This window comes from Nocardia sp. NPDC004415 (assembly GCF_053602435.1).
In genome coordinates this window covers 14980-27927 of sequence record NZ_JBSGDP010000047.1, presented here as the reverse complement: position 1 = coordinate 27927, position 12948 = coordinate 14980, and the positions used below count along the sequence as shown (strand labels likewise).

15 protein-coding genes are annotated in these 12948 nt (G+C 70.7%); 6 read left to right on the top strand and 9 right to left on the bottom strand.

All coding sequences use genetic code 11. The features are described from left to right. The first annotated feature begins 47 nt into the window (after nucleotides 1-47). The 3 genes from ACWEMY_RS21010 to ACWEMY_RS21000 are packed head-to-tail and all read left to right on the top strand — an operon-like array spanning nucleotide 48 to nucleotide 1717. Nucleotides 48-521 carry a hypothetical protein gene (locus tag ACWEMY_RS21010; protein WP_452391367.1) on the top strand — a complete coding sequence of 158 codons (474 nt, stop codon included), beginning with the start codon at nucleotides 48-50 and terminating at the stop codon, nucleotides 519-521. Nucleotides 522-532: 11 nt separating this feature from the next. Beyond that, nucleotides 533-853 (top strand): hypothetical protein, encoded by a 321-nt coding sequence (locus ACWEMY_RS21005; RefSeq protein WP_375938391.1) that lies wholly within the window; start codon nucleotides 533-535, stop codon nucleotides 851-853. A gap of 42 nt (nucleotides 854-895) precedes the next feature. After that, entirely contained in the window at nucleotides 896-1717 is an 822-nt protein-coding gene (locus tag ACWEMY_RS21000; RefSeq protein WP_452391366.1) for a DUF4184 family protein, read from the top strand. On the opposite strand, the gene ACWEMY_RS20995 is transcribed toward ACWEMY_RS21000, so the two are convergent. After that, a complete protein-coding gene (locus ACWEMY_RS20995; protein WP_452391365.1) occupies nucleotides 1601-3013 on the bottom strand; it encodes an MFS transporter in 1413 nt (470 codons plus the stop codon). The two genes, ACWEMY_RS21000 and ACWEMY_RS20995, sit on opposite strands and share 117 nt — an antisense overlap. 127 nt (nucleotides 3014-3140) lie before the next feature. Here ACWEMY_RS20995 and ACWEMY_RS20990 point away from each other — a divergent pair, with 127 nt between their 5' ends. After that, the gene (locus ACWEMY_RS20990; protein WP_375938382.1) at nucleotides 3141-3713 is read left to right on the top strand and encodes a TetR/AcrR family transcriptional regulator; all 573 of its coding nucleotides are present in this window, start codon (nucleotides 3141-3143) and stop codon (nucleotides 3711-3713) included. Between the two features lie 6 nt (nucleotides 3714-3719). Here the strand turns inward: ACWEMY_RS20990 and ACWEMY_RS20985 are convergent, their stop codons facing one another. The 7 genes from ACWEMY_RS20985 to ACWEMY_RS20955 are packed head-to-tail and all read right to left on the bottom strand — an operon-like array spanning nucleotide 3720 to nucleotide 10775. Further along, on the bottom strand, nucleotides 3720-4223 hold the full coding sequence (locus ACWEMY_RS20985; RefSeq protein ID WP_375938379.1) for an arginine repressor: 504 nt from the start codon (nucleotides 4221-4223) through the stop codon (nucleotides 3720-3722). Nucleotides 4224-4257: 34 nt separating this feature from the next. After that, nucleotides 4258-5190, bottom strand: coding sequence for an ornithine carbamoyltransferase (gene argF, locus ACWEMY_RS20980; RefSeq protein WP_375938376.1), 933 nt, complete (start codon nucleotides 5188-5190; stop codon nucleotides 4258-4260). Next, a complete protein-coding gene (locus ACWEMY_RS20975; protein ID WP_452391364.1) occupies nucleotides 5187-6389 on the bottom strand; it encodes an acetylornithine transaminase in 1203 nt (400 codons plus the stop codon). The genes argF and ACWEMY_RS20975 overlap by 4 nt, the downstream gene beginning before the upstream one ends. Further along, nucleotides 6386-7270 (bottom strand): acetylglutamate kinase, encoded by an 885-nt coding sequence (gene argB / locus ACWEMY_RS20970; protein WP_375938370.1) that lies wholly within the window; start codon nucleotides 7268-7270, stop codon nucleotides 6386-6388. The genes ACWEMY_RS20975 and argB overlap by 4 nt, the downstream gene beginning before the upstream one ends. Beyond that, the gene (argJ, locus tag ACWEMY_RS20965; protein WP_375938367.1) at nucleotides 7267-8466 is read right to left on the bottom strand and encodes a bifunctional glutamate N-acetyltransferase/amino-acid acetyltransferase ArgJ; all 1200 of its coding nucleotides are present in this window, start codon (nucleotides 8464-8466) and stop codon (nucleotides 7267-7269) included. Before argJ ends, argB begins: the two co-directional genes overlap by 4 nt. Then, entirely contained in the window at nucleotides 8463-9521 is a 1059-nt protein-coding gene (argC, locus tag ACWEMY_RS20960) for an N-acetyl-gamma-glutamyl-phosphate reductase (RefSeq protein WP_375938363.1), read from the bottom strand. The genes argJ and argC overlap by 4 nt, the downstream gene beginning before the upstream one ends. Before the next feature lie 27 nt (nucleotides 9522-9548). Then, a complete protein-coding gene (locus ACWEMY_RS20955) occupies nucleotides 9549-10775 on the bottom strand; it encodes a cation:proton antiporter (RefSeq protein ID WP_452391363.1) in 1227 nt (408 codons plus the stop codon). Nucleotides 10776-10874: 99 nt separating this feature from the next. Between ACWEMY_RS20955 and ACWEMY_RS20950 the strand changes: the two genes are divergently transcribed. Further along, the gene (locus ACWEMY_RS20950) at nucleotides 10875-11381 is read left to right on the top strand and encodes a hypothetical protein (protein WP_452391362.1); all 507 of its coding nucleotides are present in this window, start codon (nucleotides 10875-10877) and stop codon (nucleotides 11379-11381) included. Nucleotides 11382-11398: 17 nt separating this feature from the next. Here ACWEMY_RS20950 and ACWEMY_RS20945 read toward each other — a convergent pair whose 3' ends face one another. After that, a complete protein-coding gene (locus tag ACWEMY_RS20945; RefSeq protein ID WP_452391361.1) occupies nucleotides 11399-11890 on the bottom strand; it encodes a pyridoxamine 5'-phosphate oxidase family protein in 492 nt (163 codons plus the stop codon). Between the two features lie 63 nt (nucleotides 11891-11953). Here ACWEMY_RS20945 and ACWEMY_RS20940 point away from each other — a divergent pair, with 63 nt between their 5' ends. Further along, on the top strand, nucleotides 11954-12928 hold the full coding sequence (locus tag ACWEMY_RS20940) for a helix-turn-helix transcriptional regulator (protein ID WP_452391360.1): 975 nt from the start codon (nucleotides 11954-11956) through the stop codon (nucleotides 12926-12928). The last annotated feature ends 20 nt before the right edge of the window (nucleotides 12929-12948 follow it).

Here is a 12948-nt window from a genome sequence, read left to right as displayed (position 1 = left end):
ACCGCAGGCTGGTTCCCCGATCAGGCGTTCCGGCCCGACGCAGTGTGATGGCACTCCTGACCGTCGCGGCCGTGGCCGCCTCGGGAGCGGCGGCCTGGTTCGCCGTCGACAACCACCACCTGCGGTCCCTGGAGGACGCCCGCACCGCCGCGCACCAGGCCGCCTGCGCGTACGCGCCGACCCTGGCCCGCTACGACGCCAAGGATCTCGACACCTACTTCGCGACCGTACTGGCGGGCGCGACCGGCGAGTGGAGGACCGAATTCGACGCCACCAGCAAGGATCTGCGCGATGTGCTCGTGCAGGGACAGGTGGTCTCCACCGTCGGCACCGTCGAGAGCGCGCTCACCGCGGCCGACGAGTCCAGCGCCGAAGCCGTCGCCGTCATCCACCAGACCATCACCAGCCTCGGCACCCAGGGCACCCCCACCCCCGGCCAGCTCGCGGTGACGATGTCGCTGCGCAAGGACGCCGACCGCTGGCTGATCAGCAAGGTCAGCTCCCCACTGCTCACCCACTGACAGGACACCTGATGACCACCCGCCCCGATCTCGACACCCTCCTGCGCACGCCCGCGGCCCGCCGGGCCCGCCGCCACGCCACCCGCCTGGCCGCCACCCTGGCCGGCCACGCCCGGCTCGCACTCCTGGCGACCCTGGCCCTCGCCGTCGCCGCGATCACCGGCCTGACCGCGGCCGTATTCGCCCTGGCCGCCCTGGTCCGCGGCTTGGAGCAACTGCTCCCCCGCTGGGCCGCCTACGCCACCACCGCCGCCCTGCTCCTGCTCTGCGCGGGCACGGCCGCGATCGTGTGCGCCTGGGCGCTGCTGCGCACCCGCCGCCCGGCCCGCTGACCGCCACTTCCGAGGCCGGGGTGGTCGGCCTACGGTGAGCCGGTGCCGATCACGCTCGCCCACCCGATCGCGGTGCTGCCCTTCACCCGATACCTCCCGGTGCCCGCGCTCGTCGCCGGCGCGATCGCCCCGGATGTCGTCTACTACCTGCCGTTGCCGCTCGACGGCAGCGCGACGCATTCCCCGCTCGGACTGCTGAGCTGGAATCTGCTGCTCGGCCTCGCGCTGCTGGCGGCCTTCCGGCTGTCGGCCCCGCCCGCGCTCGCGCTGTCGCCCTACCGCGTGTCGCGGTCCACACCGGCACCGCCCCGGCCCGGCGGGCAGCCGATGGCGACGATCCTCGCGCTCGCGGTCGGGGCGATGACGCATCTACTGTGGGATTCCGCCACGCAGACAGCCGGTTTCGCGGTCCGGCACTGGGAGCTGTTGCGTGCCCCGGTGCTCGAACCGCACCGGGTCTACAACGTGATCGGCTACCTCTCCTCGCTGGTCGGCACCGCACTGGTCGCCGTCCTGCTGGTCCGCAACGCGCACCGGCACACACCGGGCATGGCGAGACCGTGGCGGCGGGTGATCCTGACGGTGCTCGTCGCCGCGCCGGTGCTGGGTGCCGTGCTCGCCGTGGACGATCCGGTTACGCGCACCAGTGGGTACGACCTGGTGCGGCACGTGATCGTCGGCGCGGCCCAGGGTCTGGGCTGCGCCTGGACGGTCTATGCGCTCGGCTGGTGGATCACGGACCGCTGGTCACCCGGTCGCGCGGCCGCCACGGAAGGTGAGGGCGACCGCGACGGTGAGCGCCGCGATGACAGCGGCCGCGGCGAAGGCGGCGGTCATGCCGCCGACCAGGGCGTGGGTGGGTGAGCCGCCTGCCGCGCGGGCGGCGGTGCCGAAGACCGTCACCAGAACGGCCAGGCCGAGCGCGCCACCGGTCTGCTGGAGGGTCTGCAACGCGCCGCCCGCCGCGCCCGCCTCCTCCGCGGAGACCGTGGACATGATGATCACGTTCAGCGGCGAGAAGGCCAGGCCCAGACCGCAACCCATGGCGACCATGGCCACGAACAGCAGCGGGAAGTAGCCGGTGTCGGCCGACAGGCGGGTGAGCAGGACCAGGCCGGTGACCATGGCGACGGTGCCGGTCAGGGTCACCGGTTTCGGGCCGAAGCGGGCCAGCAGCCGGGGGATGAAGCGGATCATGGTGAACATCAGCACCGCCGTCGGCAGGAACGCGAAACCCGTTGCCAGCGAACTCATTCCCAGCACATCCTGCAGATACTGGGTCAGGAAGAAGAACATCGACATGCCCGCCATCGGCCCGAGGAACATGTTCAGATAGGCGGCGGCGCGATTGCGGTCGGCGAACAGCCCCAGCGGCAGCAAGGGCTGCGGCGCCCGCGATTCGACCGCGAGGAACGCCGCCAGCAGCACCACGCCGAGCGCGAGGAAGATATCGGTCCCGGCCGCGCCCCACCCGTCGGAGGCGGCGCTGATGAATCCGTAGACCAGCGCGGCGACACCCGCCGTCGCCGTCACCGCGCCCGGCAGGTCCAGCCGCGCGGGCCGCCGCGGCGCCTCGGGCAGATACCGCCCTGCGAGCACCGCGATGACCAATCCGAACGGCACATTGATGAACAGCACCGAGCGCCAGCCGAACCACTCGGTGAGCAGCCCGCCCACGATCAGCCCGATCGCGAAACCGGCACTGGACATCCCGGAGAACAACGCGAGCACCCGGATGCGGGCCTTCGGCTCGGCGAACGTGGTCGTGAGCAGCGCGAGGGTATTGGGCGCGGCCATGGCACCGCCGATGCCCTGCAGCACCCGCGCCGCGAGCAGCCAGCCCGCCGAGGGCGCCAGACCACCGGCCAGCGAGGCGAGGGTGAACAGTGCGGTGCCCCAGAGGAACAGCCTGCGGCGGCCGAACAGATCACCGGCGCGGCCGCCGAGCAGCAGCAGCCCACCGAAGACGAGGGTGTAGGAGTTCATCACCCAGGACAGCCCGGTGGGACTGAAGTCCAGATCCGTCCGGATGTGCGGCAGCGCCACATTCATCACGGTGACATCGAGAATGATCATGAGCTGACAGGTCAGCAGGGTGAACAGGACGAGGCCCGGCCGGGTGCGATCGACCCGGGATTTCTGCACAAGTGTGGTGGTCACCGACGCTCCATCGAGAGTGGAAGCAAACGGAGAGAGTCTCCGTTTAAGACAGAGCTAGCATAGGGAGAAAGCCTCCGGTTCCGCAAGACTAAACGGAGACTTCATCCGTTTCCAGTGGAGGATTCTCGTGGACGCACCGTCGCGGCCGATGCGCGCCGACGCACGCCGCAACTACGAGCGCATCATCGCCTGCGCGCGTGACGCTTTCGCCGAACACGGCACCGACGCTCCACTCGACGACATCGCCCGCCGCGCGGGCGTGGGCGCGGGCACCCTGTACCGGCACTTCCCGCATCGCACCGCGCTGATGGAGGCGGTCTACCGCGCCAATATCGAAGCGCTCGCCGCCCGCGCGGAGGAACTGCGCCGATCCGAGCCGCCGCTGGCCGCGTTCGAGACGTGGTTCGGCGAACTCGTCACCTACATCCTCGAACGCCACGGCCTGGCGAACACCCTCAAGGCCGCGATCGACCGCACCTCCGAGACCTTCTCGGCCTGCTCGACGCTGCTGGGCGAGGCCGCGGGCAGCGTGCTGGTACCGGTGCAGGAGGCGGGCATCATCCGCCCCGAGGTCGGCCCGCGCGACATCCTGCGCCTGGGCCACGGCATCGGCGCGGGCTGTCAGGCCGCGGCCGAGTCGGCGCCGCTGCTCACCGAGATCACCCTCGCGGGCCTGCGCGTTCCGCCGCCCGCGTCCTGAGACCGGTCAGGCCAGGCGTTCGATCTCGGCGGCCAGTTCGGCGCCGGTGAGGGGTTCGCGGGCGATCACGGCGATCGTGTCGTCACCGGCGATGGTGCCGACGATGAAGGGCAGCGCGGCCCGGTCCAGCGCACTGGCCAGGAAATGCGCAGCGCCGGGCGGGGTGCGCAGCACGGCGAGATTGCCGCTGGCGTCGGTGGAGACCAGCAGGTCACCGAGCAGTTTGGACAACCGGCCGGTGCCACCGGTGACCCCGCGCACGGGGCTGCCGTCCTCGGGCACCACGTAGACGCCCGCGCCGCCGTCGGCCGCGCGCAGCTTCACCGCGCCGAGTTCGTCGAGATCCCGCGAGAGGGTGGCCTGGGTGATCTCGATGCCCTCGGCGGCCAGCAGCGCGGCCAGCTCGGTCTGGCTGCGCACCGAATGCGCGCTGAGCAGCTCCACGATCCGCGACTGGCGGCCGGCGCGGGTGCGCGCGATGGCGGGCGACCCCTTCTCGGGCGCGCTCATCGTCTGCTCCCCACGCCGGCCCCGGTTCGCGGTCTCACGCGGCGGCTTTCGCCAGCAGCCAGACCAGCAGCGCCTTCTGGGCGTGCAGGCGGTTCTCGGCCTCGTCCCAGACCACACTGTGCGCGCCGTCGAGCACCTCGTCGGTGATCTCCTCGCCGCGATGCGCCGGAAGGCAGTGCAGCACAATGGCTTCCGGGGCGGCGTGGCCGAGCAGTTCGGTGTTGAGCTGGAACGGACGGAACGGGCCGACGCGGTCGAGGCCGTCGTTCTCCTGGCCCATCGAGGTCCAGGTGTCGGTGACGAGCACATCGGCGCCGCGCGCGCCCGCCACCGGATCACCGGTGACCGACACCGTCGCGCCGGTCTCGGCGGCGCGCTTGGCGGCGGCCTCGAGAATCCACGGCAGCGGCTCGAATCCGGCCGGGGCCGCCACGGTGACGTTCATGCCCGCGGTGACCCCACCCAGCAGCAGCGAGTGCGCCATATTGTTGGCGCCGTCGCCGAAGTAGGTGAGGTTCAGCCCCGCCAGGGTGCCCTTGCGCTCGGCGATGGTCTGCAGATCGGCGAGCACCTGGCACGGATGGAACTCGTTGGACAGCGCGTTCACCACGGGAACCGTCGCGGTGACGGCCATCTCGTCCAGGCGCGCCTGTTCGAAGGTGCGCCACACGATGGCGTCGACGTAGCGCGAGAGCACGCTGCCGGTGTCGCCGAGAGTCTCCTCGCGGCCGAGCTGGGTGTCGCGGCCGTCGACCACCACCGCGTGCCCGCCGAGCTGGGCGATGCCCAGTTCGAAGGAGAAGCGGGTGCGGGTGGAGTTCTTCTCGAAGATCACCCCGACCCCGCGCGGGCCGTCCAGCGGCCGGTGCGCGAACGGGTTCTGCTTCAATTCCGCGGCGATGGCGAGGATTTCGGCCTGTTCGGCCTGGGTCACGTCGTCGTCGCGCAGAAAGTGGCGCAGGGTCACTGGGGCGCTCCCTTCGCATCGGCAGCGGCCTGGTCGAGAATTCCCGGCAGGTCGGCGATGAAGTTGTCGGCCTGGGTTTCGGTGAGCACCAGTGGCGGCGCCAGCCGGATCACGTTCGGCTTGGCGGGGTTGATCAGGTAGCCCGCCTCCCGCGCCCGCTCGTCCACGTGCGCGGAGATGTTGTCGCGCAACACGATACCGATGAGCAGGCCCGCGCCACGCACGTGATCGATCTCGGGATGCTTGAGCAGGGCGATGCCGTCGCTGAGCTTCTTGCCGACCCATTCCACATGGGAGAGCAGGTCTTCGGCGTCGATCGTGCGCAGCACCGCCAGCGCGGCGGCGGCGCAGACGGGGTTGCCGCCGAAGGTGGTGCCGTGCAGGCCGGGCGTGAGCAACTCGGCGGCGCGGCCCTGGGCCAGCACGGCGCCGATCGGCAGGCCACCGCCCAGGCCCTTGGCCAGCGTGATGGCGTCGGGCACGATGCCCGCGGCCTGGTGCGCGAAGAATGTTCCGGTGCGGCCGATTCCGGTCTGCACCTCGTCGAGGATGAGCAGCGCGCCGGCCCGGGAGGTGATCTCGCGGGCCTTGGCCAGGTAGTCGAACGGCGGGACGACCACGCCGCTCTCCCCCATCATCGGCTCCAGGAACACCGCGGCGGTGTCGGTGTCGACGACGGCCTCCAGCGCGGCGGCGTCACCGTAGGGCACGTGCACGACACCGGGCGGCATCGGCTCGAACGGCTCGCGCTTGGACGGCTGACCGGTGAGCGCGAGCGCGCCCATGGTGCGGCCGTGGAAGGCCTCCTCGGCGGCGACGATCTTGGCCCGGCCGGTGAGCCGGGCGATCTTGAACGCGGCCTCGTTGGCCTCGGTGCCGGAGTTGCAGAAGAACGCCCGGCCCTCGCCGTCACCGAAGTGCGCCAGCAGCTTCTCGGCCAGCTCGATCACCGGCTCGTTGGCGTAGATGTTCGACACGTGGCCGAGGGTGCCCAGCTGCTGGGTGACCGCTTCCAGGATGGCCGGATGCGCGTGGCCGAGGCTGTTGACCGCGATGCCGCCGAGGAAGTCGACGTAGCGCTTGCCGTCGGCGTCGTAGACCACCGCGCCCGCGCCGCGCACCAGCGCGACCTTCGGGGTGCCGTAGTTGTTCATCATCGCGGCCGACCACCGCTGCTGGATCTTCGCTACTTCGCTCATGAGGTCACCATCGTTCCGATTCCTTCTCCGGTGAACAGCTCCAGCAGGACCGAATGCGGCACGCGGCCGTCGATCACGTGGGCGCTGGGCACCCCGCCCTGCACAGCGCGCAGGCAGGCTTCCATCTTGGGCACCATGCCCGCATCCAGGCGCGGCAGCAACTCCGCCAGGGCCGCGGCGTCGATCTCGCTGGTCAGCGAGGACCGGTCGGGCCAGTCGGTGTAGAGGCCCTCGACATCGGTGAGGACGACGAGTTTCTCCGCGCCGATGCCCTCGGCCAGGGCGGCCGCGGCGGTGTCGGCGTTGATGTTGTGCACCACGCCGTCGGCGTCGGGGGCGATGGTGGAGACCACCGGGATGCGCCCCGCGTCGATCAGGTCGAGCACCGCACCGGGATTGACCTCGGTGACATCGCCGACCAGGCCGATATCGGTGGCCGCGCCGTCGACGGTGACGGTGCGGCGGGTCGCGGTGAACAGGTGCGCGTCCTCGCCGGAGATGCCGACCGCGTAGGGGCCGTGCGCGTTGATCAGGCCGACGAGCTCGCGCCCGACCTGCCCGAACAGCACCATCCGCACCACGTCCATCACCTCGGGCGTGGTGACCCGGAAACCGCCGCGGAACTCGCCTTCCATGCCGAGCCGCTTCAGCATGGCGTTGATCTGCGGGCCACCGCCGTGCACCACCACCGGGTGCACCCCGACGGTGCGCAGGAACGCCATGTCGGCGGCGAAGGCCGCCTTGAGCTCGGCGTCGATCATGGCGTTGCCGCCGTACTTGACCACGACGATCTTGTCGCGGAACTTCTGCAGCCACGGCAGCGCGTCGGCGAGCACGTGGGCCTTGTCCAGGGCCGAAAGGCTGTGCACCACACTGCTCATGAGCTGTAGGCCGAGTTCTCTTCGACGTAGGCGTGCGAGAGGTCGGTGGTGCGCACCATGGCGGTGCCCTCGCCGACATGGAGCTCGATCAGCACCTCGATGTCCTCGCCCGACAGGTCGACCTCGCGCGCGCCCGGGGCGCCGACGCTGTCGACACAGACCGGATTGCCGTTGAACGACACCGCGATCCGGTTCGGGTCCAGCGTCACCGGGGCGATGCCGACCGCGGCCAGCACCCGGCCCCAGTTGGGGTCGGAGCCGAACAGGGCGGTCTTGACCAGGCTGTCGCGGGCCACGGCACGGGCGACGGTGAGTGCCTCGTCCTCGGTGGCGGCGCCGGTGACGGTGACCCGCACCCGCTTGGTGACGCCCTCGGCGTCGGCCATGAGCTGGGCGGCGAGGTCGTCGCAGACGGTGAACACGGCCGCGTCGAGGTCGTCCTGGGACGGGGTGACACCGCTGGCGCCGTTGGCCAGCAGCAGCACGGTGTCGTTGGTGGAGCAGGAGCCGTCGACGTCGAGCCGGTCGAAGGTGTACTTGGTGGCCTTGCGCAGCGCCGCGTCGAGCTGTTCAGGGGTGGCCACCGCGTCGGTGGTGAGCACGACGAGCATGGTGGCCAGCGAGGGGGCGAGCATGCCCGCGCCCTTGGCCATGCCGCCGACATTCCACTTGTCCTCGTGGTGGAAGGCCGATTCCTTGGGCACGGTGTCGGTGGTCATGATGGCGTGGGCGGCCTCGGTGCCGCCCGACATGCCGCCACCCATCTCGTGCACGATCTCGGTGACCGCGGGGATGAGTTTGTCCATCGGCAGCCGGTCGCCGATCAGCCCGGTGGAGCAGACCGCGATCTCGCCCGCGCCGGTCTCGGTGCCCCAATTGCTCAGTGCCGCGGCGAGTTCCTCGGCGGTGCGGTGGGTGTCCTGGAAACCACCGGGGCCGGTGCAGGCGTTGGCGCCGCCGGAGTTGAGGATCACCGCGCGCAGCCGCCCGGTCTTGAGCACCTGCTGCGACCACAGCACCGGCGCCGCCTTGACCTGGTTGCTGGTGAACACCCCGGCCGCCGCGTACTCGGGCCCCTCGTTGAGCACCAGCGCGAGGTCGGGCTTGCCGCTGGCCTTGATCCCGGCCGCGATACCCGCCGCCCGGAAACCGAGCGGGGCGGTGACGCCCTGGGTGTGGATCAGTTTGCTGGTCACGGTGCCACTCCTACGGTGGAAAGTCCTGCGGTCTCGTCGAAGCCGACGGCCAGATTCATCGATTGCACGGCGGCGCCCGCGGTGCCCTTGGCCAGGTTGTCGACCGCGCCGATCACCACCAGCAGGCCCGCGTCGGCGTCGACGGTGACCTGCAGGGTGATGGCGTTGGAGCCGATCACCGAACCGGTCTGCGGGAGCAGACCTTCGGGCAGCACGTGCACGAACGGCTCGTCGGCGTAGGCCTTCTCGTAGACCGCGCGCGCCTGGGCCGCGTCGACCTTCACCGGGGCGGTGCAGGTGGCCAGGATGCCGCGCGGCATGGGCGCGAGCACCGGGGTGAACGACACCGAGACGTCCACACCGCCCGCGGCTTTCAGGTTCTGCGCGATCTCGGGGGTGTGCCGGTGCGCGCCGGCGATGCTGTAGGCGCGCACGCTGCCCATCACCTCCGAGCCCAGCAGGCCGACGTCGAGCTTGCGGCCCGCGCCCGAGGTGCCGCTCACGGCGACGACGTTGACGGTGGGTTCGATGATCCCGGCGGCGATGGCCGGGGCCAGCGCGACGCTGGCGACGGTCGGGTAGCAGCCGGGCACCGCGATGCGCTTGGCGCCGATCAGCCGTTCGCGCCCGCCGGGTAGTTCGGGCAGGCCGTAGGGCCAGCTGCCCGCGTGGGCGCTGCCGTAGTACTTCTCCCAGGCCGCGGCGTCGGTGAGCCGGAAATCGGCGCCGCAGTCGATGATGACGGTGGACTCGGGCAGGGCCTGCGCGATGGCGGCCGACTGGCCGTGCGGGAGGCCGAGGAAGACCACGTCGTGGCCCGCCAGGGTGTCGGGGGTGGTCGCTTCCAGGATCCGGCCCGCCAGCGGCAGCAGGTGCGGCTGGAGTTCACCCAGCGGGGTGCCCGCGTTGGATCCACCGGTCAGCGCCCCGATCTCGAGGCGCCCGGCTCGGTACTCCGGGTGGTTCAGCAGCAGACGCAACACTTCGCCACCGGCGTATCCACTCGCACCGGCAACCGCCACCCGCAACACGGGTCCTCCCGACGAATCAACCATGTGATGATTATGCACGACTGTGCAAGCTCATTCATGAGCAGGTGTGACCGACGTGGGTGCGCTGCGCCCGATCAGGCGCGCGACCAGCGGAAACAACAATACCGTCGTGGCGCCCGCGGCGATCAGGACCGAGGCGGTCTCGGCGGTCATCATGTCCGTCGACACCGCCACCTGGGTGACCGCGACGATGATCGGCAGGCCCGTCGCGGCGAACAGGGCGAGCTGGACGCGCTCGCGCGGGGTCTCGAGGTTGCGCCCGTGCGGGACGAACCGTTCGCTGAACCAGACCGGCAACCCGCGCGCCACCGCGATGGCGAGCACGAATCCGGCCCACAGCAGGGGTTCGTCCGCCACCGCGGCCATGTCGATACCCATGCCCGAGACCACGAAGAACACCGGGATCAGCAGGCCGTAGCCGATGGTCTCGAGCTGCTCGTCCACGCGCGGATGCCCCGCCGCGATGAGGCGGCGCAGCACCATCCCGGCGGCGAAGGCGCCCAGCACCACGTCCAGGTCGAAACGCTCGGCGACCACCATCAGCACGAGCAGCAGCAGGATCGCGCCGCGCACCGGCAGCTGGGAGGTGCCGCCGTCCATCCGGGCCAGCGCCGCCCCGAGATCGGGGATACGGGTGAACAGGCGCAGCGGGACGATGCCCGCCAGCAGCGTGGCCACCACGAACAGGCCCAGCACCACCAGCGCCGCGCCCACGCTGTGGCTGCTCAGCAACACCGACATGGCCACGATCGGGCCCAGCTCCCCGACCGCGCCGTGCGCGAGCACCGCCCGGCCGAGCGGGGTGTCCAGCAGCCCCGCCTGCTTGACGATCGGCAGCAGCGTGCCCAGCGCGGTGGAGGTCATGGCGATGGCCACGGCGATGTGGTTCGTCGTGGGCTCCCCGCTCGCCAGCACCGTCACCAGCCCGAACCCGAACACCAGCCCCGCCAGCCACACCAGCCAGGCCACCCGCCCCGACCGCCCGCGCAGCAACCGCGGATCCAGCTCGTACCCGGCCAGCAGGAACAGCATCCCGAGCCCGAGCTCCTCTATCAGATCCACACCCCCGTCCCCGGACGCCCACCCGAGCGCGAACGGCCCGAGCACCGTCCCCGCCACCAGCAGGATCACCACATCCGGCACATACCCCCGCAACACCCGCGACAGCAACGGCGCCCCCACCGCCACCACCGCCACCCAGAACAGCGACACGATCGCCGACGGCCCCCCGACCTCCCCGGAAGCAAGCAGCTCCATGCCGTCATCGTGACACAACCCCCACCCCACCCCACGTCACCTCGCGGGCGCCCAGAAAAGAATCGACATGACCGCGACGACGGCGATACGGTCACGCCCGTGCCATCGAACCTTGCCGCGGACGATCCAATTTTCGTGAACTTCCGCGGCTATCCGTTCAATCACGCCTACCGGTGGGTCCACATTTCGCGTTTCGGACTCGTTACCGATGCCGCCGACACCGCGGTGATCTCGGCGGTCATCGACGCGGAGTCGTACCGCGACGGGTATATAGGCGCCGGAGCCGACCCGAAGGGCACGATCCACGGCCCGTTCCGGATCGAGTGCATCGGAACAGCCGACTACAGCCGGGTGCCCGCAGAAGCGGCCGCCGCACGATTCGATCGCTGGGCGGCGGCCTACGGCGCCGTACCGGCCGAACTCGCGGCGGTCCTCGACGAGCAGGTCCACCGGCGGTTCGCGGCCGCCGACACCATCCATGTCCTGCGGGATCTCGGTGACGACGCCGTCTGCGAGTACGGCCGGATCCACACCGAATTCAACGAATTCCTCACCATCGATCGCCGTCGGGGTGAGGTGGCGCTGATCGTCGCCGCCGACGATTGAGAATCGCCGGGACACGGTCAGTCCTTGCGGATCACTCGTTCGCCTGCGCCGGGCTTCCAGACGGTGATGTCGAGGTGGTCGTCGGCTACCTCGACGGTGGAGGCGCCGGTGAGGTCGGCGACGAAGAAGTGGTCGAATTTCTCTTCGCGGATGTCGAAGCCGGAGTCGTCGAAGAGTTTCTGGGCGAAGCGGCGGTGGACGGATTCGTCGGTGATGTCGGTGACGGTGCCGAAGAGTTTGGCGTCGCCGTCGGTGACCTTGGTGTCGACGGTGGCGGTGTGCAGGCAGAAGCGAGGGTCGCGGGCGAGGTCGTCGAATTTCCGGGTGTCGGGCATGCCTGCGAGGACGAGCATGCCGTCGAAGATCATCGGTTCGATGGGGCTGATGCGGGGTGATCCGTCGGCGCGAACGGTGCCGAGCATGCACAGGTTCCCGGTGGCCTTGTGCCTGCGCAGGAACAGCGCGGCGATGCTCGGTGCTTCCTGGGTGAACTGGCTCCACGTGGTCATATCTCGTACGGTACGACGCAAACCGGACATCTCCTGTCAGGTTTACCGGCTAGTCTCGGCGATATGCGCGCGAGCAGATTGGTGCGGCTGCTGCTGTCGCTCCAGGCCTCCGGCGGGTCGACCGCGGGCGCGCTGGCACGCGAGCTGGAGGTGTCGACCCGGACGGTCTATCGCGATGTGGAGGCACTGTCGGAGGCCGGGGTGCCGGTGTACTGCGAGCCAGGGCGCGGCGGTGGGGTGCGCCTGATCGACGGCTACCGCACCCGCCTGACCGGGCTCACCTCCGACGAGGCCGACGCGGTGCTGCTGGCGGGTTTGCCGGGCGCGGCCGCCGACCTCGGGCTCGGCACCGTGCTCGCGACCGCCCAGCTGAAGATGCTCGCCGCCCTGCCCCCGGAACTGCGCGGCCGGGCGACGCGCATCGCCGACCGCGTCCACATCGATATGCCCGGCTGGTTCCACCGCCCCGACGACACCCCCGCACTCGCCACGGTCGCCGACGCGCTCTGGCACGACCGCAGGCTGGCGCTGAGCTACCGGCGCCCCGACCGCGTGGTGGACCGGACCGTCGACCCGCTCGGCCTGGTGCTGAAGGCGGGCACCTGGTATCTGGTGGCACGCGAGTCCGCCGATATCCGGTCCTACCGGGCGAGCCGGATCGTCACCGCCGAGCCGACCGGCGAAACCTTCATCCGCCCAGCCGATTTCGACCTGTCCGCGCACTGGCGGGCAGCCGCCGACGACTTCGCCCGCTCCATCCTGCGCGTACGCGCCCACTGCCGCATCGTCACCGCCCACCTCGGCCTGCTGCGCCTGATGAACGACCCGGCCGCCGTCACCGAGGCCCTCGCCTCCCTGGGCCCACCCGATGCCGACGGCTGGGCCGAGATCACGATCCCCGGCGAATCCGTCGACATCCTCACCCACGCACTACTCCCCCTCGGCCAGCACCTCGAGGTCCTCGCCCCCGAACAACTCCGCACCGGCCTGGCCGCCATCGCCGACGCCATGGCCGCCCGCTATCGCCCGCCCGGCTGATCGCGTCCGCAGGGTCGGCT